Source organism: Nitrosococcus halophilus Nc 4 (assembly GCF_000024725.1).
Lineage (GTDB): Bacteria > Pseudomonadota > Gammaproteobacteria > Nitrosococcales > Nitrosococcaceae > Nitrosococcus > Nitrosococcus halophilus.
This window is the reverse complement of sequence record NC_013960.1, coordinates 1,461,812-1,484,465: the sequence shown is the minus strand read 5'-3', so window position 1 is coordinate 1,484,465 and position 22,654 is coordinate 1,461,812. Positions and strand designations below refer to the sequence as shown.

Genomic DNA, 22,654 nt, shown 5'->3' with positions numbered 1-22,654 from the left:
GTTAGGAAAGCAAAAATTGATTGATCAAAAACCCTAGTATCACTAGGGCAACAGTCCCAATGCCTATACTCCAGAGGCACAGCCGGGTTTCCCATTCCGCCCAAGGTTCAGGCTCTCCAAGCACTGACTCAGCGAATTCCCCTTTGCTGCTAAGCTCCGAGGCAATTTGTTCTTCGGTGGTTTTCTTCGCGTTGATTTCCGCCATAGTTAATTCCTCCTGGATAAGGCTTCTATATATAAGCCAACCCCCTGCTCGGTGGCAACCTTTACCATTCTGCCTAGAAAGTTAGGCCGCAGTATTGTCCCCTGTCGCTTCTCGGTTTAGTCTGCTCATCTTGGAAGAGGATTATCATGGAAAATAAATATCCAAACCTGCAATCTTCAATACCCTTCTCTGGGTTGTTCAAAGCGGCATTAGAAGCCTGCGCCGATCACATTTACATCTACGATCGAGAGGGACGTTACCTCTACGCCAATCCTAGCGGACTAGAGGAACTTGGCTTACCATTGGAGGCGGTGATTGGGCGCTCTTGGCGAGAACTTGGGCTGCCCGCCGACATTATGGAGCGCTTTGAGTGTGATCTCCAAATCGTCATCACCTCCGGAAAACCCCAGATCAGCCCAATTACTTATTCCCGAGATGGGGGTAGTCGATACTATGAATACCTCCTCAGCCCCGTTAATAACGCCGCCAATACTGTTCAGATGGTCGTCGCTACCGGGCGTGATATTACCCCACTGATTGAAGCAGAAAAGCAAGCCCGGGAAAATCAGCAACGCTTTCGTAACCTCTGTGAAGCGGCGCCTGATGGGATCGTGCTAGTCAACCCAGAAGGCGCCATCTCCTTGGTCAATACCCAGACCGAGCAGCTCTTTGGCTACCCCCGGGAAGCGTTGCTCGGCCAACCTCCCGAAAAACTTATCCCCGAACTCTACCGTAAACTACATGCCCAGTACCGAACCGCCCACCAGCAATCGCCGACGACCCAGGAAATAGGTGTCGGTCGAAAGCTTTACGGCCTAAGGGCGGACGGCACTAAATTCCCTGTTGAGGTGGCCCTAAGTTCTTTCGTGTCCCAACGGGGCACTAAGACCATTGCCATTATTCGCGACATCACGGTTCGGAAACAGGCCGAAGAGAAAATTAGAGGGCTGAACCGTTCCTTACAACATAAGCTCCAGGAACTGGCGAGAGTAAACCAAGAACTCGAGGCTTTTAGTTACTCGGTCTCCCATGATCTGCGCGCTCCCCTCCGAGCCATGACAGGATTTAGCAAGGTCCTTTGGGAGGATTATGGAGAAGTTCTGGACGAGGATGGCAAGCACTATCTCAGCCGGATTCAAGGAGCCAGCCAACGAACGGGGCTGCTACTCGATGGCCTGCTCCAACTCTCGCGCATCAACCGCCACGAACTCGACCGTTCAAAACTGAATTTGTCAGTTTTAGCCGCTGAAATCGTCAACGAGCTCCGCCAGGAACAACCCGAACGGGGGGTAGACATTTACATTCAACCGGACATAACCGCAGCGGCTGATAGTAAACTACTCCGAATCTGCCTTGAAAACTTGCTTTCGAACGCTTGGAAATACACCCGAGCACAAAAATACCCCCAAGTGAAATTTACCTGTCTGGAAAAAAAAGGGGAGCAAATATTTATCATCAGTGACAATGGTGTAGGTTTCAACCCGAACTACCAGTCCAAGCTGTTCCAGGTTTTCCAGCGGCTACATAATGAACACGAATTTGAAGGATTAGGCATCGGTCTAGCGACAGTACAACGTGTGGTACACCGTCATGGAGGAACCATTTGGGCGGAAGGAGAAGAAGGCCAAGGTGCTTCCTTTTGTTTTACGCTAAGCCCTCTTAATCTTAAGTAAGAGAATTTGCGGGACCAACTACCCCAAGGGTTGGGGGTCAAAGGCGCCCACCATCCCAGTCTCTACCACAGGCATTGGAGCCGAGGTTTGTGGCTGTGAGCCACTGGTGGCATGGAATAGGGGGTGCTGCAACATCTCCCCAATAGCCATGGTCTCGATAAATTCCACTCCCCAAGCAGCATATTCCAATGCCTTCTCCACCTCGGTAATCTCATAAATAGCCCAGCTCCAGGGGTATTGGGCAAAGTCTTTCCATCCTGGAGGAATGCGGGTCCAATTGCAAAATACATATTCCGGGTTAAGCCTAAGGGCGGCCGCCAAATCCCAGGAAGACAGAACCCAACCGGTAGCCGCCATCCCCTCTTCCCTGGCAAAGGAGACTGCTTGAGCATCAAATGAGATCAGGACACATTGGGCCTTTACAGGCTCCAAAACACTCAACACCCGGGTCACTGCCCTTTGAATCCCAAAACGTCGTAGGCTCTGGGTCTTAATCTCCACAAAAGCGGTCACCTGGGGAAGCCCCTTTAACCAAAGGACGATATTTTCCAAGGTGGAAATCTGCACCTCCGGGAAATAGGGACCAAAGCGGGCGGCTTCGTTAACACAAATATGCTCAAGATCGGCCGAATTCATTTCGAAGATAGCCCCGTCATGCCCTGCGGTACGAAGGAGAGTGTCGTCGTGGAGCACCACGGGGATCTCATCGGCAGTCAATTGCACATCAAACTCTACCAAGCGTGCGCCAGCATTTACAGCAGCATCTAGGCTCAGCAGGGTATTTTCCGGAAATGCTTTGGCGTAACCGCGATGGGCAATCAATTGAGGTGTTTTCATGAATAGTCGTCCTTTGGAGATGACTGGGCTATCCTGCTACTCATATTCCCCTTTCACCTCCATGGACAATAGAGCAGAAAAAACGTTCGAGCTAGACCCCTAAAATTCAACACTAGCTCGCGGCCTCCTTTACCCTCCGCGTCAAGCCCTAGGAAGACAAAGGCTTGTAGCGGATACGGTGAGGCTGATCGGCAGCCTCTCCCAAGCGCCGCCGGCGGTCCGCTTCATAATCGGCATAGTTACCCTCGAACCAAACCACCTGGCTGTCACCCTCGAAGGCGAGCATATGGGTAGCAACACGATCGAGAAACCAGCGATCATGGGAAATCACGACAGCACAACCAGGAAAGTTTAGGAGAGCCTGTTCCAGGGCCCTCAAGGTTTCCACATCCAGGTCATTGGTCGGTTCGTCGAGAAGGAGAACGTTCCCCCCGGCACGAAGCAGCTTCGCCAAATGCACTCGGTTGCGCTCCCCCCCGGAAAGATCTCCAATACGTTTTTGCTGATCCGAGCCCTTAAAGTTAAATCGCGCTACGTAGGCACGGGAGGGGGTCTCATAGGTCCCTACTTTGATAATGTCCTGACCTTCCGAAATTTCTTCCCAGACGGTTTTACTGGCATCCAAAGCCTCCCGGCTTTGATCCACATAAGCCAAATCAACGGTTTCCCCCAGCCGAATATCACCGGCATCCGGCTGCTCTTGACCCACAATCATTCTAAATAAGGTGGTTTTCCCTGCGCCGTTAGCACCGATGATTCCCACAATCCCCCCGGGGGGAAGGCTGAAACTGAGATCATCAATGAGTAAACGATCCCCAAAGCCCTTGCGCAACCCTTGGGCCTCTACCACCACATCCCCAAGACGGGGTCCAGGCGGGATATAGATCTCATTGGTCTCATTGCGCTTCTGGTATTCCTGGGAAGTGAGCTCTTCAAAGCGGGCAAGGCGGGCTTTGCTTTTAGCATGCCGCCCCTTTGGATTCGCGGAAACCCACTCCAGCTCGGCCTTGATTGCTTTAACCCGCGCTTCTTGCTGCTTTTCTTCCAATTCCAAACGTTTTTCCTTTTGCTCTAGCCAGGAGGAGTAGTTCCCTTCCCAGGGTATGCCATGGCCACGATCCAGTTCTAAAATCCAACCCGCCACGTTATCTAGAAAGTAACGATCGTGAGTCACCGCCACCACCGTCCCCGGATAGATCTCCAAGTAGCGCTCCAACCAGGCCACCGACTCCGCATCCAGGTGGTTAGTCGGTTCATCTAGCAGCAGCATATCCGGTTTGGAGAGAAGTAATCGGCAAAGGGCCACACGCCGCTGTTCCCCACCCGAAAGGTGGGTCACTTCTGCCTCCCAGGGCGGGAGACGAAGCGCTTCAGCGGCGACATCAAGCTTATGATCGAGCTTCCAGGCATCCGCAGCTTCAATGGTATCTTGGAGCTGGGCCTGTTCCTCAAGGAGGAGATTCATTTCCTCTTCGCTCATCGGCTCGGCAAATAGCATGCTGATCTCATTGAAGCGATCTAGCGCGGCTTTTATCTCGGCAATGCCCTCCTCGACATTACCGCGGACATTTTTTTCCAGGTTCAATTGAGGCTCTTGAGAAAGGTAGCCAATCTTGAGGCCTTTTTGGGGAATCGCCTCACCCTCGATATCCTTGTCAATCCCCGCCATAATTTTGAGCAAGGTGGATTTCCCCGCGCCATTTAGGCCTAATACCCCAATCTTCGCTCCCGGGAAAAAAGATAGGGAGATATCGCGCAAAATAACCCGCTTCGGTGGCACTACCTTGCCCACCCGGTTCATACTGTAGACATACTGAGCCATCAAATTACCTCGTTCATTTTTAGATCAAATGTAAGTTTTCAGTTTCTATAAAAAACGCCGGCATTTTGCCGGCGTTTTTTATAGAAACTGAAAATAACGACTAGTACTTAAAAAGGAATCCAAGACTTTTTGCGAGTATAGTGGACGTAACCTATACTAGCACCGGCGCGCCAACCTACACCCGTACGAATTGGAGCCAAGATGAGATCACCGGTTTGCTGATAATTGACGCTAATCCCCCCCACAAGATAAAGGCTTCCGTCTACCCCGGGAATCCGTTGAAAAAGATCATCGATATCCCCGAGATGATAAACTAAGGTAAAAACCTTGGAAAGATTACCGCCGAAATCAAACCCCACCGATGGACCTTGCCAATAGACTTTATTTCTTCCCCCTCTTTTGGTATGCAAAACCCCTTCGCCATAGCGCAACCCCACACCAATGGCGCCGCCCCCTTCCGTCCCCGTGATATAGCCATTGGGACGGCCCTGTTCTTCAAATACTTTTTCTATAGCCTGGGCAAGAGCCTTGGTGGTCTTGCCAAAAAATTCCGAGGCCGCATCAATAATTGTCTCTTCTGAATAAGTCTCGTCCTCTACCTCATCTTGCTTTTCAGTTGCGCCCACTGCCGCGCAAGTCATTAAAAATACCGCTAATAAGATTAAACGCCAAATTCTAACCATTTTCTCTAGTTATTGAGTACGTGCCGAAAGCCTTCGCCCATTCAGAGAGGGATAGAAGGCATTCCTTGTTATATGGACGGACCAGCCCGTGAAAGCTGGAATCGTTAATTTACCTTGAAGCCTCGCCTTGTGGGAAGCAAAAGACGGGGAAAGTCGCTACCAATAATACCAGAAAGGATAAAAATGATAGGGATAATAATAAGGATAAGGGTAAGGATAATAATAATATCTCGATTCTCTAGGCGCCCACAGATGATAGGTTTTCACCTGCACCAGGGGAAACAAATAAGGATATTCTCCAATTTGACCTTCGACAAGTTTCTCTACCGAGCCATAGACTGTAATCTCTCGCCCTTTCTGATAAATCACCGGCTCTAAGAAGCCGTCTACCTGGGCCCAAAACCGCCCAGGGCTAAAATCAGTCTCTTTCGGGCGTCCTTGCTCGTCCAGTTCCCGGGCGACAATTTCTACTATGGTGGTCTCTGTTTTATTCTGAATACTAGCAATAGTTCCCCCCCAGCGGACAATACTCCCTTGGTAATGAGCAATATCTTCTTGAACCGCGCTAAGGCTGGGGCTTTCCGGAGGCGGTTGCCGAATCATCACGGGGACTTGGCTGGCGCAACCCCCAAGGGCTAAAAAGATGAAGGCAAGACTTATTCTCCACGGCATGGTGGTCACTCTCCCGCACTTAACCTCCCTGTTTGGACTTATCAGCCAAATAAAGGTTCGGTCAGCAACAAGAAGCTTTCATAACCCACCAGCCCCAAATAGATAAATAGAAAACCATAGAGGAGCGCTTGCACGCGAAGGAGATCTAACACCATGAAATTATGATGTATTACCAACCATACCAGACTGAGCGTGGTAATCGCCATTTTCACCCCCGCAAAGAGATGAGTGCTCGTGTTCATTAATGTCGCCATAAACGGATTGATTTCCACGGCGCCTCGCTGGAGTAAAGACAAGGTGAGAATCGCATCCATAAAACACAAGCCTAGGATCACCACGGTGATCCACAATAGATGGGCTGGATATTGGTCTAGATAAATCCCGGTGAGATCCTCTTGCCGCCTAATCTGACAGCGGCGCCCCCGGCGGCCCCAGTAGCTAAAGCGGGGGATCAAAGTTGCCCGCCGCTCCCGTCTGCCACGGCGATCGGAGTGAAAATTTATTTTTTTAGTAATTGTATCACTCATTTGCTTAGCTTTAGGCAATAAATAACTCTTTAAAAAACTTGGCAAAAAATAGACCAAAAAATAAAAAATATTTATAAATCATAAAATTATGATAATATTTTAAAGTTATTTAAAACATAAAATGAAGAAATGTGTAAAAATTGATGACAGTCTATTCTCCTCCTCACCCTGCTGAAAAACCAGAAACAGTCATTTTGCTCCATGGAATCTGGATGAAAGGATTTTGCCTGTATCCCCTAGCCAAACGGCTTAGGGCACAGGGCTACCGAACCATCTGTTTCAGTTACCGCTCCCTCCGAAGCAGCCTTAATGAAACGCTTGTTCATCTACACCGTTGCATCGAAGATTTAGAAGCAGAGACCATTCACTTCGTGGGACATAGCTTGGGAGGGCTTTTAATACAGCAGCTATTAGAGAGGTATCCCGGGCAAAGACCTGGAGGAGTGGTGGCGCTCGGGACTCCCTTCGCCGGCAGCATCGTCGCTCGACGGCTTTACAGCCACCGGCTAGGCCGCTATCTTTTGGGGCGAAGCACTGAAGAGGGTTTACTGATTGAAAGCGCCCCTCCCTGGCAATTTACACAAAAATTAGGGGTCATTGCAGGAATTCGGGACTTTGGTATAGGCCAACTGATTGCGCGCTTGCCCCAACCTAATGACGGGACGGTAGGCGTTATAGAAACAAAATTGGCGGGGATGACGGATCATTGCCTGGTCAAAACTAATCATACGGGGTTGTTATTCTCCCCTGCCGTGGCACAGCTTACCGGGACTTTTTTACGCTATCATCGTTTTACTCCCTAAGCCTGCTCTCCATACACGGTCACCGTGACCCGCCGCCGTTGGCCCGAGAAACGATGCTCCCAAACATAAACCCCCTGCCACGTACCCAGGGCACAACGACCATCAGTGACCGGCAGGTTGAGTTCTGAATGGGTCAGCACCGTGCGCACGTGAGCCGCCATATCATCCGCTCCCTCTTGCCTATGGGTAAACAAGGGGTCGCCATCAGGCACGAGGCGACTTAAATAAGTTTCCAAGTCATGCCGCACAGCCGGATCCGCATTCTCACAAAGCATCAATGACGCACTGGTATGGTGAATAAAGACATGACACAAACCGGTCTTGATGCCGCTACTCGTGACGATGCGCTGCACCTGGTCCGTAATTTCCACCGTTCCACGGCCTGGCGCCGTTATTTCTAACCTTTCCTGGACTACCATCGGCCTGATTCTGCCAGAAAGTGGGCAAGCGTCAACCCAGGGCGCCCGAGATCACAAGCACCTATAAAGTACCCGGCAAGTTACGCGGCGCTGCTCACTTCAGCAGTCGCAGCTTGTTGGCACTGCTGCAGAATCTCCCGCACGCAACGACCACACTTGCCACAACTGCTCACCACCCCTAACTGGCGCCTTAAATCACGAAGATTATTAGTGCCTTCCGAAATCGCTTCTTGCAGTTGCTTATCGGTGACAGCACGACATATACATACATACATGGCTCTAGTACCCTCTGTACCTTTTCCTACTAGAGATCTAATTATAAATGCAAATGATTGTCAATATTAAATTTGGTTTTTTTAAACCCAACTTATGCAAAGCGATAAAATGGCGTCAGTCCTGACGTATCAGGGATGGGATGCCTCGTCGAGCAAATTCCTAAAATTCCCTTCGTCTAAGAGGGTGATATGGAGGTCTTTTGCTTTTGTCAACTTAGAACCGGGATTAGTACCTACTACTAAATAATCGGTATTGGAAGAAACGCTGCTCGTGACCTTGCCCCCCAGCGCTTGTAGACGCTCCTTGGCCTGTTCCCGGGTCATGCTTTCCAAGGTCCCTGTCAGCACAAAGGTCTTACCGGAAAGGGGTTGGGGGATTGGTTTTTTACCTTCCTTTTCTGGCCAGCAGACCCCCGCTTCTCGCAAACGTTGGATCACCTGACGATTGTGGGGTTGGCGAAAAAAAGCGGCAATATGGGTAGCCACAACCGGGCCGATATCCGTCACCTCTTGTAGCCTCTCCTCACTGGCGCCTTCCAAAGCTTCCAAGGAATTAAATTCCTCCGCTAATGCCTGGGCAGTGGCTTCTCCCACTTCACGAATACCCAACGCGTACAGAAAACGTGGCAAGGTGGTGTGCTTGCTGGCCTCGATGGCATGCATCAAGTTGGCTGCTGACTTTTGCCCCATGCGCTCTAAGCCAGCAAGTTGCTCCGCCGTAAGGTGGTACAAATCAGCTACATCCTCAACCAGCTCACGTTCTATAAGCTGATCCACCAGCTTGTCTCCCAAGCCATTGATGTCCATTGCCCGGCGCGAGGCAAAGTGTTTGATCGCTTCCTTGCGCTGAGCCGGACAGTATAAACCGCCGCTACAACGGGCAATGGCTCCCCCCTCGTCTTTGATGACCTCAGAGCCACAGATGGGGCATTGGGTAGGCATCTGGAAAAAGCGAGCATCAGGAGGACGGTGATCGAGGATCACCTTAACCACTTCAGGAATCACATCTCCAGCCCGGCGCACATAAACGGTGTCGCCAATCCGGACATCCTTACGCCGGATTTCGTCTTCGTTGTGCAAGGTGGCATTACTTACGGTGACACCACCCACAAACACAGGCTGGAGCCGGGCAACGGGAGTCAATGCCCCGGTGCGCCCTACCTGCACCTCAATATCCAAGATCTGGGTCAACTCCTCCTGGGCAGGAAATTTATAGGCAATCGCCCAGCGGGGGGCACGGGCAACAAACCCCAAGGCCTGCCGCTGATCGAAGCGATCCACTTTGAATACCACTCCATCGATCTCATAGGGGAGCCCATCACGCCGTTCCAATAAACGTTGGTAGTATTCTTGGCACCCCGCCAGTCCTGCCACCACCTCCACATGGGGGGGAGTGCGCAGACCCCACTGCTTAAGGCGGGCCAACACCTCACTATGACGCTGCGGCAATGTCCCCTGTTCCACTTTGCCAACCCCGTAGCAAAATATCGCCAAGGGACGGCTGGCTGCGATTCGGGGATCCAATTGGCGTAAACTGCCCGCGGCGGCATTGCGGGGATTCACAAAGGTTTTTTCGCCCTTAGCAAGGTGCTCCCGGTTAAGCCGCTCGAACCCCTCCTTGGGCATATACACCTCACCACGGACTTCCAACAGGGAAGGAATCTTGTCGCCACGCAAATGCAGGGAGACGGTGGGAATAGTTCGAACGTTGTGGGTGACATCCTCTCCCGTCACCCCATCGCCCCGGGTCGCGCCCTGGACGAGAATCCCTTCTTGGTACAATAAACTAACGGCAAGACCATCAAGCTTAGGTTCAGCCGCATATTCCACCTGTTCAATACCTAAACGCTCTTTGACCCGCCGATGAAAATCGGCCAACTCTTCCTCACTGAAGGCATTGTTCAGGGATAACATGGGGATTTCATGCTTGACCTCCCCGAGGGCTTTAAGCGGTTCGGCACCCACCCGCTGAGTGGGTGAATCGGGAACAACCAACTCTGGATATTGAGCTTCCAGATTCTGTAACTCCCGCATCAAGCGGTCGTATTCGCTATCAGGAACTACTGGACTATCAAGAACATAATAGTTATAGTTATAGTCATTTATTAACTTTCGCAACGTCTCTACGCGCTCCCTCGCTTGAGCCGTCGCCGTCATAATGTACCTCTTGGCCTACCGACGCTATAGGGGACTGTCTAAGCTACACGCCCATGGAACGGCGGGTCCGATTAAAGCCCAGAATACGCTCTCGTATCTGCTCGATTGCCTGGGCGGTCAGTACATTCCGCCGTTCATCACGGACTTCTCCATTGAGCTTTTCAGCCAACAGTTCGGCCGTCTCCAACATGGCATCGAAGGCGGCAAAACCGCCTGCCGGTCCAGGCAAACGCAGAAACAAAGCAAGCCCAGGGGTGGAAAGATGGTCAATCTGCTCCAGATCAAAGGATCCCGGCTCCATGATATTGGCAACACTAAATACCGCTCGTCCTCCAGGCGAGTAGGCATGATAAATATCCATTTCTCCATGCCGAAGTCCCTTGCCTTCCAAGACCTGAACGATCTCGGTGCCTCGAAACATGCTCTTTCCCCGCGCCACTACTGTCAGCACAATGATAAGCTCAGGTCCCGAGGCCTGGGGCGGGGGCGGAGGAGATTGCGGTGCCGACTCAGGTTTGGATTTTGTCTTGAACCACTTTTTCGGTAGGGCAAAGCGGCTTTTCTTAGCTTCCTTAGTTGACATAACTTCAGTGTGCTCCGGTACTTTTTTCTCAGGATGGTGTTCTTTAGTCTCCTCTACTAGAGTAGCCAAACCATCCAGATCCTCCAAAAACTCCTCTTCTGATCCTCTCGACCCTTGGATTTCCCCCAGGGGTGGGGAAGTCAAACTCTCCTCAGGTTCCGGTGGCGAAACCTTAGCCTCTTGCGGGGGCTCGGCGGACCCCGCTGGAGCCTCTAAGCCCTCCTCATAGGCGCCCAGTGTTGGCATGCGTCTACGCCCCAGTTGCTGATCTCGAATTCCTTTCCGTTTAGCTTCCCAACGGCTATAAAGATAAATTACAACAAGGATTAAAACACCGATTGCAAGCAACGCCAGGCGTAGATCATTCATAAAAACCCCTCGCTAAACGGCCGCCAGTTGCACGGCTTCGTCCACATCCACCGCAACCAAGCGTGAGACGCCAGGCTCATGCATGGTTACTCCCGTCAGCTGGTGCCCCATCTCCATGGTGGTCTTATTATGTGTCACGATAATAAATTGCACCTTTTCTGACATTTCCTTCACCAATTCACAAAAACGCCCCACATTGGCATCGTCAAGAGGGGCATCCACCTCATCTAACATGCAAAAAGGCGCAGGATTGAGTTGAAAAATAGCAAATACCAGGGCTATTGCAGTCAGCGCCTTCTCCCCCCCTGAAAGCAGATGGATAGTGCTATTTCGTTTACCTGGAGGGCGCGCCATGATCTTAACACCCGTGTTTAACAAATCATCATCGTTCAATTCTAAGTAGGCTTTCCCCCCCCCAAAAAGCTTGGGAAAGAGGGTTTGCAAACCACCATTGACCTTGTCAAAGGTGTCCCGGAAACGACTACGGGTTTCACGGTCAATACGTTGAATGGCATTTTCTAGAGTTCGCAGTGCTTCGGTTAAATCAGCATATTGAGAATCCAGGTATTGCTCCCGTTCCGCTTGGACCCGGTATTCATCAATAGCCGCCAGATTAATGGCACCCAGGCGCTGAATGCGCTGGGCAATGCGCTCGCATTCCCCTTCCAAGGCAGTCAGTTCACTTCCTGCAGGCATCTCCCCTAATATTTGCTCCGGGTTAAAGCCGCCTTCATTCAACTGTTCCCTGAGAGTCTGTGCCCGCACCCGAATCGCCTGTCCATCAACTCGGAGCTGCTCCAACGCGGTCCGCTGCTCCTCGATAGCTTTTCCAATCTGGCGCTGTTCCTCTTCCCTGGCGCGCAACTCGGCTTCCAGGGTAGTCACTCCCTCCCGCGCCTCGTTTAACTGATGCTCGATCTTCAGCCGCTGTTGCAAATGGGCCTCCAGCCGAGCTTGCAGTTCCTGCAGGGGTCCTTGCCCCCCCGCCAGAGTAGCTTCTAATATTTCCCGGCGCTGGAGTAACTTGCGGTACTCCCGACGAGCCTGAGCAGTGGCTTCCTGGGCCGATTCCAAGGTCACCTGGAGGGTCTGCCCCTCCATTTCCAACCGATGGAGGGTATCTTTTGCTGCCCCCGCCTCCCTGCGAACTTGCTCCACCGCTACCCTCAACCGATCCCGCTCCGCCACCAGCCGTTCTCGCTCCTCGGCGAGATTTTCAATGTCTATCAGCGCCTCTTGGAGTTGTTCTTCAGCCAATTGCCGCTCTTGTTCATTTTCAGCAAAATAGAGCTGAAGCTCTTCTAGTTCCTCCTCCACCTGCCTCCGGCGAAGACGCTGCTGTTCCTGCTGGGCCTCCGCCCGTGCCAAAGCGGATTGGTGCTCTCCTAGTTCCTGTTGCAACTGGTGAGTCGCACTTTGATACTGCTCCCGTTCGCCCTCTAAGGCATGAAGACGCCCGCGGACCTCCTCTAACTGTTTCTCAAGGATCTCCACCTCCTTCTGGCATTGGGCAACTTCCTGTTGCAAATCCTCTATCTCCCGCCCCCTGGCCAGCACCCCTGACTTCTCATCGCTCTCCCGGATCAGGCTTAACCAGCAGGAGCTAAGCCAAATGCCGTCGCGGGTGATGACCGATTCACCCGGAGCGAGGCGAGCCCGCAAAGCGAATGCCTCGGCCAGGGTTTCCACCGCGTAGATTCCCTCCAGCAAGGAGTCCAAAGGCCATGGGGCCTGGAGCTTGCTTAACAAGGGGACTCCCGCCTCTGCTCGGTTAGCCTGGGCTGAAGCGGCCGTATCAAATAGGATAAGAGACCCTGCTTCCAGATGCAGTAGCTTGTCGGCCAGTAGCTCCAGGTCTTCCACGCAAACAGCTTCCAGGTGCACACCCAAAGCCCGCTCTACCGCCTGCTCCCATCCCGGTTCAACCCTCAGGACCTCTGCCAAGCGGGAACTCTCCGCCAAGCCCTGCTGTTCTAACCAGGCACCGACTCCGCCCTTGCCACGGCCAAGAGCAGCCTGCTGTAACGCCCGCAAGGAAGTCAAATGGCCCTGTAAGTGATGCAAATGTCCTTGCTGGCTATGGAGTTTCCTAGAAAGTTGCTTTTCTTGCTCTCGCTGTTCGGTAATCTGAGCGGTAGAACGGGCAAGCGCTTCCTGCTGCTGGGCCACTTGTTGCTCGAGGATAAACCGCTCTTCCCGTAACTCATCCACCCCTTCCCCATCATCGCTCTGGCCCAGTTGATAGGCCTCCTCTTCAAGGCGGGCCCGACGTTGTTGCAGTTGCTGTTGCTGTCGTGCTAACTGCTGTTGTCGGCTACGCTCCACCTGGGCCCTCTGGGTCGGCTCCGCTGCCCGCTGGTTAAAATCTTCCCAATTTACCTGCCAATCCTGCATGGAGGCTTCCGTAGTCTCTAGCCATTCCTGTGCGGCCTGCCATTGTTGCTGTGCCCCTGCCTGGGACTCCCCATGGCTGGCCAGGGCTTGCTGAGTCTGCTCAATCAGCGTCCGCTTCTCCTCTTGGGTCTGTTGCACCTGTGCCAACTGATGCTCTATCTGTTCCTGCTCCTGTTGGTGCTGTGCCCACTGCTCCCGTTCATGGTGAAGTTGCTGTTCCAGTCGGGCAATCTCGGCCCCCTGACTGTAGTAGGCCTCCTGAATTTCAGCCGCCTTATCCCGGGCTTGATGGAGCGCCTCTCGCTGCTGTTCTAAACGGGCTTCCACTTGACGCAAAGCCGCGACGCGCCCTTCCAGGAGAGTCTCCTTTTGCTCAATGTCCTGGTTTTGTTTGCGTCCTTCCTCATCCAATGCCTGCCAGCGAAGAGCTTGAATTTGAGCTTTGATTTCCCGTTCTAACTGCTTAAATTCCTGATATTTTTCTGCATTTTTTGCTTGGCGCTTCAAAGTATTGAGCTGTCTTCCAATTTCCTCTCTTAAATCATTAATGCGATTAAGATTTTCTGAGGTATGCCCCATGCGATTTTCAGTCTCCCGCCGGCGCTCCTTGTATTTGGAAATACCTGCGGCTTCTTCCAGAAAAACACGCAGCTCCTCCGGCTTAGCTTCGATAAGACGAGAGATCATGCCCTGTTCAATAATCGCATAACTCCGTGGCCCCAGGCCGGTCCCCAGAAAAATATCGGTAATATCACGGCGGCGACAGCGGGCACTATTAAGAAAATAATGGGACTGACCATCCCGGCTGACCTGCCGCTTGATGGCAATTTCGTTGTAAGTGGCATATTGCCCGCCCAAGCTCCCCTCACTGTTATCAAACACCAGCTCCACGGAGCACTGACCTACCGGTTTACGGGAAGTCGAGCCATTAAAAATCACATCGGCCATGGAATCGCCGCGCAAGTGCTTCGCTGAACTTTCTCCCATTACCCAACGCACGGCATCAATCACATTGGACTTGCCGCAGCCATTGGGTCCCACAATGGCTACACAGTTACTGGGCAAGGGTAAACTAGTGGGATCGACAAAAGATTTAAAGCCAGCGAGCTTGATTTTCTTTAGGCGCATGGCATGGATTTAAGCGATAATAAAACCAAATTTGAAAGACGCAACGCTAACACAGAGACAACAAGATGCCTAGCCAACCGAGTAGAGAACTTGAAACCTTTCCCAACCCCTTCCCGGAACGAGACTATACCATCCGGATCAAAATTCCGGAGTTTACCTGTTTATGCCCAAAAACGGGCCAACCGGACTTCGCCACCTTACATCTGGAATATGTGCCCGATCGCACCTGCGTGGAATTAAAGTCCCTCAAACTCTATATCTGGTCCTATCGGGACCAAGGCGCTTTCCACGAGGCAGTCACTAACCAGATCCTAGATGATCTGGTCGCTGCCTGTACGCCTCGATTCATGCGCCTGAGGGCTGAGTTTAATGTGCGTGGTGGCATCTACACCACGGTGGTGGCTGAATACCGCCAGCCCGAATGGGATGCCCCCGAGGTTGTCCGGTTGCCCTGAAATGTTTAAGGATCTTTTTCTTGGCATTGATCTGGGCACTTCAGGCTGTCGAGTGGTGGCGATCGATGAAACGGGGGTTGCCGTAGGTCGCAGCCATGCCTCCCTCCCCTCTCCCCGGCGTCAAGGGGAAGCGGTTGAACAGGATCCCACGCAGTGGTGGCAAGCTGTTCAACAAGCCCTCCAAAGCTTGTTTGCTTCGGTGCCCGCCAGCGCAGTTCGGGCCCTCGCCGTGGATGGGACCTCCGGCACGGTATTACTCGTGGATGCAAAAGGGAATCCCCTGACCCCCGCCTTACTCTATAACGACAGCCGCAGCCGTACCGAAGCACGGACCATTGCCGAACAAGCGCCTTCCGATAGTGGGGCTTTCGGCGCCACCTCCAGTTTGGCCAAACTCCTCCACTTACAAACCCGACCCGAGGCCAGCCAAGCCGCGTATTTGCTCCACCAAGCAGACTGGATCGCCTTCCGCTTAGGCGCCAGATTAGGACTCAGCGACGAGAACAACTGCCTCAAAACGGGATACGATCCCCGTCGGCGGGAATGGCCCGCCTGGCTCGAACAGGTAGGCGCACGCTATGAACTATTGCCCTCGGTGGTCCCTCCAGGAACGATTATCGGCCCGGTTCACCCTGCCCAGGTAGAGGCTTTTGGAATCCCCCCCCAGGCGGTCCTGGTCGCGGGCACTACCGACAGTATTGCGGCCTTCCTGGCCACTGGTGCGGGCAAGCCAGGCGATGCCGTCACTTCCCTTGGTTCTACCTTAGCCCTCAAAGTAGCCTCTGAGCGTCCCCTCTTCAGCGCAAAATATGGAGTCTACAGCCATCGCTTGGGCAACCTTTGGCTGGCTGGTGGTGCTTCTAATAGTGGTGGTGCTGTCCTGGGACAGTACTTCACCCAGGCCCAACTTGATGAGATGACGCCACAGCTACGGCCGCAACAACCCACGGGATTGAATTATTATCCCCTGCCGGCTCAAGGCGAGCGCTTTCCTATCCCCGACTCCCAATATCCACCACGCCTCACTCCCCGCCCCCCTGATGATCTTACCTTTTTCCAGGCTATCCTCGAAGGCATCGCCCATATCGAAGCACAAGGATACCGGCAACTCCAAGCCCTTGGCGCACCCTTTCCCGGTCTGGTAAAAACTACCGGCAGGGGGGCTCACAATCCCGCTTGGATCCAAATCAGGGAGCAAATTCTCAAGGTCCCCGTCACTATGGCAAGTGAGACTGAAGCAGCTTATGGAAGCGCGCTGCTAGCACACCAGGCCTTGACCTGTTCTTCAGGCACGGCAACGCTGTGCCCCTACTTAGATAATTTTAGATAAAAGGAATCAACCATGGCTACTCAAACACTTGTAGGTGCGAGTTACCTTTTACGGGGGCTTTCCCTTATCCATCGTCCTGGTTTGCGTCTCTACGCCTATATTCCCCTGGCCATTAATACGCTCCTTTTTGCTACTCTCATCTGGCTAGGGGCAGCCCAGTTCGGCACCCTCATCGATTCGCTGCTGCCCCAGTGGCTGGATTGGTTACGCTGGCTGTTATGGCCACTGTTTGCCATCACCATGGCCGTCGTGGCCTTTTTTATCTTCTCCATGATCACCAACCTGGTCGCTGCCCCCTTCAACGGAATGCTGGCGGAGGCGGTCGAGCGGCAGCTCACCGGCCAGGAAATTCATCAATCAGGCACTTGGAAAACATTGCTTCAGGAAGCGCTCCCCGCCATTTGGATGGAACTGAACAAGATCGGTTATTTTGCCTTGCGGGCCATCCCCCTGCTGATCTTATTTTTCATCCCAGGGCTTAATATTGTGGCTCCTTTCCTATGGTTCGCCTTCAGCGCTTGGATGCTCACCTTAGAATATATGGATTACCCCATGGGAAACCATGGAGTCACTTTCCCCGAACAAAGGCAACGCCTGCAACAGCACCGCTTGTTAGGGCTGGGATTTGGGGGAGCTACCATGCTAGCCAATTCTATTCCTTTAGTGAATTTTCTAGTGATGCCCAGCGCCGTCGCAGGCGCCACCGTCCTCTGGGTCACCCAGCTAAAACCCAACAGCCCAGAGCAGGAACGTTCTTCCACTACCCAAAACGTTTCCGGCCAACCGGAAGATGTAACTGCTGCCTCTTCCCACGAAAGTCGGGCAGAAATCCGGTAAACACCACTAACCCCATGACTTATGGTTATATTTAATTGGAAGGCCTAGCAAGTCTATAATGACGCAATAAATAAATTTTGATAGGCCATCCATGTCGGATAACGGCTGGTAGTGACTCTACCAAGGGAAATGCGGTCCTCTCCGATTCAACTACTGCTTATTGAGGACAACCCGGGCGATACCCGGCTTGTGCAATTGGCCCTGCAAGAGGCCAAAGGAACCCAATTCGAGGCCACCTCGGTAGAGCGGCTCAGTCATGCTCTGCCAATGCTTCGCAACCAGCCATTCGACGCCATTTTATTGGATCTGTCCCTCCCTGATGGTCACGGTCTAGACACCCTGAATCGGGTGAAGGAAGCCGCGCCTCAGCTCCCTATCGTGGTACTCAGCGGTCTTGCTGATGAAGAATTGGCGATTGAAGCGGTGAAACGGGGGGCTCAAGATTATTTAGTCAAAGGTCAAGGTGACGGCCAACTTGTCGGACGGGCTTTGCGCTATGCCATGGAGCGAAAACAAACGGAAACCGCATTGCGCCAAGCTCAAGACGAGTTAGAGCAACGCGTCGCCGAGCGAACAGCTCACCTGAAAGAGGCAAACCGTCAACTTCAACAAGAAATCTTACAGCGCAAGCACACAGAAGAGCTGTTTCGCAAAGAGCGGGATTTCACTTCTGCAATTTTGGATACCGCCGACGCTTTGGTAGTCGTCCTGGACTGCCAAGGCCGGATTGTTCGCCTTAATCGAGCCTTCCAGAAAATCAGCAGGTATTCACCCAAAGAAGCTAAGGGGCGGTATTTTTGGGAATTCACCCCTTCCCCAGACCAGACTAAAAAAGGTGTCGCAAAAAAATTTAAACAATTGCAAGCACGAAATATTCCCAAAAAATATGAGGACTATTTGCAAGCTAAAACCGGAGAGCGGTACCTCATCGCCTGGTCGAGCACGGCGTTACTCGACTCCAGCGGTGCCCTGGAATATGTGATCTGCACCGGTATCGACATCACGGAGCAAAGGCAGGCAGAAGATCTTGCCAAGCAACGCCTGTTAGAGCTGGCCCATATTTCACGCCTAAGCACCCTTGGGGAAATGGCTGCTGAGATTGCCCACGAACTCAATCAACCACTGGGGGCTATCACCACTTACAGCGATATTTGTTTACGCACCCTTGAACCCCATTCCCCGGAGTCTCAGCCTCTTCGCGATATTCTAGAAGAAATTGCCATGCAAGCGGAGCGGGCAGGCAAAATCATTCGGCATCTTCGCAATTTTGTCCGTAAAAAAGAACAACAGCGGGTGCCCGTGGAAATTAATGAACTGGTTCGGGAAGCAGTGAATATCATGCAGGTGGAGGCCCGCTGGCAAAATATCGCCATTGAATTGGCCTTGCAGACGCCCCTTCCCTCTGTCACAGCCGATAATCTTCTACTCCAACAGGTGCTCCTCAATCTAGTGCGCAATGCTTTCGATGCCATGATCACAGCTCAATACACAGAACGGAAACTCAAGATTCAGACCCTATGGGTCGGAGAAACGGCTATTGAGGTGCTGGTCCAGGATACGGGTCCGGGCTTGTCTGATAACCTCAAGCAGAAAATATTTGAACCTTTCTTTACCACCAAACAAGAGGGCATGGGAATGGGGCTATCCATTTGCCAATCCATTATCGAGGCCCACAGCGGCCAGCTCTGGGCTACTTCCAACGGTCACAGGGGCACTACATTCCAGTTTAGGCTACCGATTACCCCTGCAAAGGATAATCATAATGCTACCTGAAAACACGATATACATCGTGGATGACGACGATGCAATGCGTAAATCATTAGCTTTACTTTTAAAGGGAGAAGGTTTTAATGTAAAGACCTATGCCTCTGCCCAGGCGTTCCTTGAGAGCGAGGAATCCCCATTCACGGGATGTATTTTGCTCGATGTGCGGATGCCGGGTATGGATGGATTCGAGCTGCAAGAGCTGTTGCCGCAACGGGGGATTCACCTCCCTGTCATTATGATCACCGGCCATGCCGATGTCCCCATGGCAGTTCAAGCGATGAAATCGGGGGCTGAAGATTTCATCGAAAAACCTTTTCGCGCCCAAGCTTTGTTAGACCGGATCCATAAAGCTTTATCCGAGGGGAATCACCAGGGACAGTTCCAAGATCCCCAGAGGGAATTTTTAACCCAGCTTGAGTCTTTAACTAAACGAGAGCGACAAGTCTTCGAGCTGTTGGCAGAGGGCAAAATGAACAAACATATTGCCGCTGAACTGAGCATTAGTATCCGAACCGTCGAGGCTCATCGGGCCAAAGTCATGGAGAAGCTCAAAGCAAAATCCTTAGCCGATCTGATCCGTTTAGCCATCTTAGAAAGATCTTAACCCCCGTTTGCACCAGGTTGGGATAAACAAAACAATATACCACTTAAGTCAAATAGTTATATTTAATGTTAGCTCACTCTTCATCACCTTATCCGTAGAACTACGGATAGTCAGCGCTAGGATTTGCCCTTATAAAATGGCTGCGAAATAGGCCAATAATGAGAGAGAACAGCAGCTATGGTGAACGAAAAAATTCCCTCTTCCCAATCGGCAAACTCCCCGGCCACCTTGGTAGATCATGAAGAGATCGAAAATAGCGCTGACCCCACCTTAGAGCCTGGATTGACTCTAGAAAATCTTTATATGCGAGATGCCGGCAAAGCCCCCCTATTAAGCGCCGAAGAAGAAAAACATTATGCGCGATTGGCCCAACAGGGGGATCGCAAAGCCCGTGACCGCATGATTGAAAGTAACTTGCGCATGGTCATAAAAATGGCGACCCGTCATGTTAACCGGGGCCTACCTTTGATGGATCTGATTGAAGAAGGCAATCTTGGGCTGATTCACGCCGTGGAAAAATTTGATCCCGAGCTTGGTTTTCGGTTCTCCACTTATGCCAGTTGGTGGATAGAACAAGCCATAGAACGGGCCCTGATGAATCAAGTACGAACCGTTCGAATTCCCGTTCATGTTTTAAAGACCATCCGCCGCTATCAACGGGAAGCAAAGCGACTGGGCCAAACCCACAACACCGAGCCGCGCTTGGAGGAAATTGCCAAAGCACTTAACGAACCCCTGGAGAAAATCCAGCGCTATCTGAGTTTCCAGATTCCGGAGACTTCACTCAATGACCCCCTAAGCGAGGACAATGAAGATTGTCTTGCCGATTTACTTCCGGATGAAAGGAACAACCCGGCCATTTTATGGGAAATTTTCGATAAAAATATCACTATTAATCATCAGCTATCGCAGCTTACCGATCGCCAACAGGAAGTCCTTAAACGCCGTTACGGATTAGATGGATATGAAGCGACGACTCTAGAAGAAGTGGGTCAAACTATTGGGATTACTCGCGAGCGGGTACGACAGATTCAACAAACCGCTATCAAGCGACTGCGTGCAATTGTTGAAAGCGAGTCCTCAAAAGAAGATAACTGCACAATGGCAATGTAACGAATCCCCTCCCTAAAGGAAGGGGCTTTATGGTCAGCGGCGAGCCACTGCCACATGAGCCGGCGCTACCTCCGACCTGGCGATGCCGATAGACTTCGCCAACGCTGCAAGATTTCGAGTGGCATTCCAGTCGGCGTGCGCAACGTGACCACACGAACAGGAGAATTTATGTTTAACGCGAGCACCCAGGCAACCACAGACCGAGCAGGTCTTGGAACTGTAGGTCGGGTTAACGTAGATCACTCGGATACCCGCCGCCTCGGCCTTGTACTCGATAAAGGTCTGCAACTCGCGCCAGGCCCATCGGTGCAGGCGGGAACGCATACGCTTACCGGCTTTTATCCGCTGGCGGATATGGGTCAACTCTTCCATGGCAAGGGTCGAAGCCCCCTGTTCCAATGCTTCGACCACAATCGCCTTGCTCGCCTCGTGATTGACATGAAATGATAGCGGAAGTCCAGATCCCTTTTCGCCAGTTACTGGATGCGGCTCCTGATGCGATGGTGATCTCCGACCAGTACGGTCGCATCGTGCTCGTGAATGCTATGGCGGAACAAATGCTGGGCTATTCACGGGCTGAACTCATTGGCCAACCCATTGAGATCCTAGTGCCTGAGCAACACCGCCCTGGCCACGGACAATACCGCCAGGAATATTACCAACACCCCCGTACCCGCCCCATGGGTGAGGGCCGGGAACTCCATGCGGTACGCAAGGATGGGAGCCTATTTTCTGCTGAGATCAGCCTGAGCCCTATGGAAATCGAGGGCAACCTCTTAATTACCAGCGCTATCCGGGATATTACCGAACGCAAAGAGATACAAAAGGCCCTAGAACGGCAAACCCAGGAACTGACTCGCTCAAATACCGAACTAGAGCAATTTGCCTATGTGGCGTCCCATGATCTCCAGGAGCCCCTGCGGATGGTGAGCAGCTATGCCCAACTGCTGGCGCGACGCTATCGAGGCCAACTGGACTCAGATGCCGATGAATTCATTGAGTTCATGGTGGATGGGGCCACTCGAATGCAAGCGCTTATCAATGATTTGCTGGCCTATTCCCGAGTAGGCACCAAGGGAAAGCCCTTCACCACGACAGACGGTAACCAGATCATCCAACAAGTCCTGGAGAGCCTCAGATTTGTAATTGAAGAAACCCATGCCCATCTCACTGTTGACCCTTTGCCAGTCTTAATCGCGGATAGGGCCCAATTAGTACAGCTGTTTCAAAATCTCATCAGTAATGCTTTAAAATTTCGGGGGGAAGAGACACCAAAAATCCATATCAACGCAAAAGAAGAAGGAGACCAAGTTATTTTTTCCGTAGCCGATAACGGGATTGGGATTGAACCCCAATACGCCGAGCGGATCTTTCTACTTTTTCAGCGTCTGCATACCAAAAAAGAATATCCCGGCACGGGGATTGGTCTTTCCATTTGCAAAAAAATTGTGGAACGCCATGGAGGACAAATCTGGCTAGAATCTAAGCCGGACGAAGGCACCACCTTTTTTTTCACCCTGCCGTTACCAGCAAAAGAGGAATAGCCGCCATCAATGAGAGTATCCACGAACCGACAAGATATCGAAATTTTATTGGTGGAAGATAACCCCGGCGATGTGCGATTAACCCAGGAAGCCCTCAAAGAAGCCAAAGTGCAGAACCAGCTCCACGTAGTGGAAGATGGGGTTGCGGCAATGGAGTTTTTACACCAAGAAGGTCAATATGCCGATGTACCTCGCCCGGATCTCATTCTGCTGGATTTGAACTTACCGAAAAAGGACGGTCGCGAAGTCCTCCAAGAGATCAAGCAGGATCCTGTCCTCAAACGGATTCCAGTGGTGGTCCTCACCACTTCCCGAGATGAAGAAGACATTTTAAAAAGCTATGATCTGCACGCCAATTGTTATGTCACCAAACCAGTGGAGCTAGACGAGTTTATTCAGATTGTGAGGAGCATCGATAACTTCTGGCTCACTATTGTCAGGCTGCCGGGTGAATAAT

Annotated in this window: 22 protein-coding genes; 10 read left to right on the top strand and 12 right to left on the bottom strand. The window is 52.0% G+C overall.

The genetic code is table 11. The features are described from left to right. Position 1 precedes the first annotated feature (1 nt). On the bottom strand, positions 2-205 hold the full coding sequence (locus tag NHAL_RS07115; protein WP_013032501.1) for a hypothetical protein: 204 nt from the start codon (positions 203-205) through the stop codon (positions 2-4). 146 nt (positions 206-351) lie between these two features. Here NHAL_RS07115 and NHAL_RS07110 point away from each other — a divergent pair, with 146 nt between their 5' ends. Beyond that, positions 352-1,878: a PAS domain S-box protein gene (locus tag NHAL_RS07110; RefSeq protein WP_013032500.1), complete on the top strand. Its 1,527-nt coding sequence runs from the start codon at positions 352-354 to the stop codon at positions 1,876-1,878. Positions 1,879-1,896: 18 nt separating this feature from the next. Here the strand turns inward: NHAL_RS07110 and NHAL_RS07105 are convergent, their stop codons facing one another. The 5 genes from NHAL_RS07105 to NHAL_RS07085 all read right to left on the bottom strand — a co-directional run bounded on the left by NHAL_RS07105 (position 1,897) and on the right by NHAL_RS07085 (position 6,419). Next, a complete protein-coding gene (locus tag NHAL_RS07105) occupies positions 1,897-2,715 on the bottom strand; it encodes a glycerophosphodiester phosphodiesterase family protein (RefSeq protein WP_013032499.1) in 819 nt (272 codons plus the stop codon). Between the two features lie 148 nt (positions 2,716-2,863). Further along, complete coding sequence (gene ettA / locus NHAL_RS07100; RefSeq protein WP_013032498.1) at positions 2,864-4,537, bottom strand: energy-dependent translational throttle protein EttA; 1,674 nt, start codon at positions 4,535-4,537, stop codon at positions 2,864-2,866. Between the two features lie 107 nt (positions 4,538-4,644). Further along, positions 4,645-5,220: a DUF1134 domain-containing protein gene (locus tag NHAL_RS07095; RefSeq protein WP_013032497.1), complete on the bottom strand. Its 576-nt coding sequence runs from the start codon at positions 5,218-5,220 to the stop codon at positions 4,645-4,647. 156 nt (positions 5,221-5,376) lie between these two features. Then, the gene (locus tag NHAL_RS07090) at positions 5,377-5,892 is read right to left on the bottom strand and encodes a Slp family lipoprotein (RefSeq protein WP_013032496.1); all 516 of its coding nucleotides are present in this window, start codon (positions 5,890-5,892) and stop codon (positions 5,377-5,379) included. Between the two features lie 41 nt (positions 5,893-5,933). After that, complete coding sequence (locus NHAL_RS07085) at positions 5,934-6,419, bottom strand: DUF5658 family protein (RefSeq protein WP_013032495.1); 486 nt, start codon at positions 6,417-6,419, stop codon at positions 5,934-5,936. Positions 6,420-6,562: 143 nt separating this feature from the next. Between NHAL_RS07085 and NHAL_RS07080 the strand changes: the two genes are divergently transcribed. After that, entirely contained in the window at positions 6,563-7,222 is a 660-nt protein-coding gene (locus NHAL_RS07080) for an esterase/lipase family protein (RefSeq protein WP_013032494.1), read from the top strand. Here NHAL_RS07080 and NHAL_RS07075 read toward each other — a convergent pair. From NHAL_RS07075 to smc, 5 genes are all read right to left on the bottom strand, one after another. Continuing rightward, complete coding sequence (locus tag NHAL_RS07075) at positions 7,219-7,641, bottom strand: secondary thiamine-phosphate synthase enzyme YjbQ (RefSeq protein ID WP_013032493.1); 423 nt, start codon at positions 7,639-7,641, stop codon at positions 7,219-7,221. The two genes, NHAL_RS07080 and NHAL_RS07075, sit on opposite strands and share 4 nt — an antisense overlap. An 80-nt stretch (positions 7,642-7,721) precedes the next feature. Further along, positions 7,722-7,916: a (2Fe-2S)-binding protein gene (locus NHAL_RS20245; protein ID WP_013032492.1), complete on the bottom strand. Its 195-nt coding sequence runs from the start codon at positions 7,914-7,916 to the stop codon at positions 7,722-7,724. Positions 7,917-8,045: 129 nt separating this feature from the next. Continuing rightward, positions 8,046-10,073 carry an NAD-dependent DNA ligase LigA gene (ligA, locus tag NHAL_RS07070; protein WP_013032491.1) on the bottom strand — a complete coding sequence of 676 codons (2,028 nt, stop codon included), beginning with the start codon at positions 10,071-10,073 and terminating at the stop codon, positions 8,046-8,048. A gap of 43 nt (positions 10,074-10,116) precedes the next feature. Continuing rightward, complete coding sequence (gene zipA / locus NHAL_RS07065) at positions 10,117-11,025, bottom strand: cell division protein ZipA (RefSeq protein ID WP_013032490.1); 909 nt, start codon at positions 11,023-11,025, stop codon at positions 10,117-10,119. A gap of 12 nt (positions 11,026-11,037) precedes the next feature. Continuing rightward, positions 11,038-14,547 carry a chromosome segregation protein SMC gene (gene smc / locus NHAL_RS07060; protein WP_013032489.1) on the bottom strand — a complete coding sequence of 1,170 codons (3,510 nt, stop codon included), beginning with the start codon at positions 14,545-14,547 and terminating at the stop codon, positions 11,038-11,040. Positions 14,548-14,612: 65 nt separating this feature from the next. On the opposite strand from smc, the gene queF reads away from it, so the two are divergent. The 6 genes from queF (at position 14,613) to NHAL_RS07030 (ending at position 20,653) form a co-directional block, all read left to right on the top strand. After that, entirely contained in the window at positions 14,613-15,002 is a 390-nt protein-coding gene (gene queF / locus NHAL_RS07055; RefSeq protein ID WP_013032488.1) for a preQ(1) synthase, read from the top strand. 1 nt (position 15,003) lies between these two features. Then, positions 15,004-16,332: an FGGY-family carbohydrate kinase gene (locus NHAL_RS07050; protein ID WP_013032487.1), complete on the top strand. Its 1,329-nt coding sequence runs from the start codon at positions 15,004-15,006 to the stop codon at positions 16,330-16,332. A gap of 12 nt (positions 16,333-16,344) precedes the next feature. Further along, entirely contained in the window at positions 16,345-17,169 is an 825-nt protein-coding gene (gene cysZ / locus NHAL_RS07045; protein WP_013032486.1) for a sulfate transporter CysZ, read from the top strand. Between the two features lie 129 nt (positions 17,170-17,298). Next, a complete protein-coding gene (locus tag NHAL_RS07040; protein ID WP_013032485.1) occupies positions 17,299-18,942 on the top strand; it encodes a sensor histidine kinase in 1,644 nt (547 codons plus the stop codon). Then, positions 18,932-19,540, top strand: coding sequence for a response regulator transcription factor (locus tag NHAL_RS07035; protein ID WP_013032484.1), 609 nt, complete (start codon positions 18,932-18,934; stop codon positions 19,538-19,540). The genes NHAL_RS07040 and NHAL_RS07035 overlap by 11 nt, the downstream gene beginning before the upstream one ends. Before the next feature lie 177 nt (positions 19,541-19,717). Beyond that, entirely contained in the window at positions 19,718-20,653 is a 936-nt protein-coding gene (locus tag NHAL_RS07030) for a sigma-70 family RNA polymerase sigma factor (RefSeq protein ID WP_013032483.1), read from the top strand. A gap of 33 nt (positions 20,654-20,686) precedes the next feature. On the opposite strand, the gene NHAL_RS20240 is transcribed toward NHAL_RS07030, so the two are convergent. Beyond that, positions 20,687-21,064 (bottom strand): RNA-guided endonuclease TnpB family protein, encoded by a 378-nt coding sequence (locus tag NHAL_RS20240; protein WP_238985463.1) that lies wholly within the window; start codon positions 21,062-21,064, stop codon positions 20,687-20,689. Between the two features lie 32 nt (positions 21,065-21,096). Between NHAL_RS20240 and NHAL_RS07020 the strand changes: the two genes are divergently transcribed. After that, a complete protein-coding gene (locus tag NHAL_RS07020; RefSeq protein WP_013032481.1) occupies positions 21,097-22,197 on the top strand; it encodes a sensor histidine kinase in 1,101 nt (366 codons plus the stop codon). Between the two features lie 9 nt (positions 22,198-22,206). Beyond that, the gene (locus NHAL_RS07015) at positions 22,207-22,653 is read left to right on the top strand and encodes a response regulator (protein WP_013032480.1); all 447 of its coding nucleotides are present in this window, start codon (positions 22,207-22,209) and stop codon (positions 22,651-22,653) included. Position 22,654 lies beyond the last annotated feature (1 nt).

Coding starts and splice junctions, on each gene's coding strand:
- NHAL_RS07115 (WP_013032501.1), bottom strand. CDS start 205: ATGGCGGAAATCAACGCGAAGAAAACCACCGAAGAACAAATTGCCTCG.
- NHAL_RS07110 (WP_013032500.1), top strand. CDS start 352: ATGGAAAATAAATATCCAAACCTGCAATCTTCAATACCCTTCTCTGGG.
- NHAL_RS07105 (WP_013032499.1), bottom strand. CDS start 2,715: ATGAAAACACCTCAATTGATTGCCCATCGCGGTTACGCCAAAGCATTT.
- ettA (WP_013032498.1), bottom strand. CDS start 4,537: ATGGCTCAGTATGTCTACAGTATGAACCGGGTGGGCAAGGTAGTGCCA.
- NHAL_RS07095 (WP_013032497.1), bottom strand. CDS start 5,220: ATGGTTAGAATTTGGCGTTTAATCTTATTAGCGGTATTTTTAATGACT.
- NHAL_RS07090 (WP_013032496.1), bottom strand. CDS start 5,892: ATGCCGTGGAGAATAAGTCTTGCCTTCATCTTTTTAGCCCTTGGGGGT.
- NHAL_RS07085 (WP_013032495.1), bottom strand. CDS start 6,419: ATGAGTGATACAATTACTAAAAAAATAAATTTTCACTCCGATCGCCGT.
- NHAL_RS07080 (WP_013032494.1), top strand. CDS start 6,563: ATGACAGTCTATTCTCCTCCTCACCCTGCTGAAAAACCAGAAACAGTC.
- NHAL_RS07075 (WP_013032493.1), bottom strand. CDS start 7,641: ATGGTAGTCCAGGAAAGGTTAGAAATAACGGCGCCAGGCCGTGGAACG.
- NHAL_RS20245 (WP_013032492.1), bottom strand. CDS start 7,916: ATGTATGTATGTATATGTCGTGCTGTCACCGATAAGCAACTGCAAGAA.
- ligA (WP_013032491.1), bottom strand. CDS start 10,073: ATGACGGCGACGGCTCAAGCGAGGGAGCGCGTAGAGACGTTGCGAAAG.
- zipA (WP_013032490.1), bottom strand. CDS start 11,025: ATGAATGATCTACGCCTGGCGTTGCTTGCAATCGGTGTTTTAATCCTT.
- smc (WP_013032489.1), bottom strand. CDS start 14,547: ATGCGCCTAAAGAAAATCAAGCTCGCTGGCTTTAAATCTTTTGTCGAT.
- queF (WP_013032488.1), top strand. CDS start 14,613: ATGCCTAGCCAACCGAGTAGAGAACTTGAAACCTTTCCCAACCCCTTC.
- NHAL_RS07050 (WP_013032487.1), top strand. CDS start 15,004: ATGTTTAAGGATCTTTTTCTTGGCATTGATCTGGGCACTTCAGGCTGT.
- cysZ (WP_013032486.1), top strand. CDS start 16,345: ATGGCTACTCAAACACTTGTAGGTGCGAGTTACCTTTTACGGGGGCTT.
- NHAL_RS07040 (WP_013032485.1), top strand. CDS start 17,299: ATGCGGTCCTCTCCGATTCAACTACTGCTTATTGAGGACAACCCGGGC.
- NHAL_RS07035 (WP_013032484.1), top strand. CDS start 18,932: ATGCTACCTGAAAACACGATATACATCGTGGATGACGACGATGCAATG.
- NHAL_RS07030 (WP_013032483.1), top strand. CDS start 19,718: ATGGTGAACGAAAAAATTCCCTCTTCCCAATCGGCAAACTCCCCGGCC.
- NHAL_RS07020 (WP_013032481.1), top strand. CDS start 21,097: ATGATAGCGGAAGTCCAGATCCCTTTTCGCCAGTTACTGGATGCGGCT.
- NHAL_RS07015 (WP_013032480.1), top strand. CDS start 22,207: ATGAGAGTATCCACGAACCGACAAGATATCGAAATTTTATTGGTGGAA.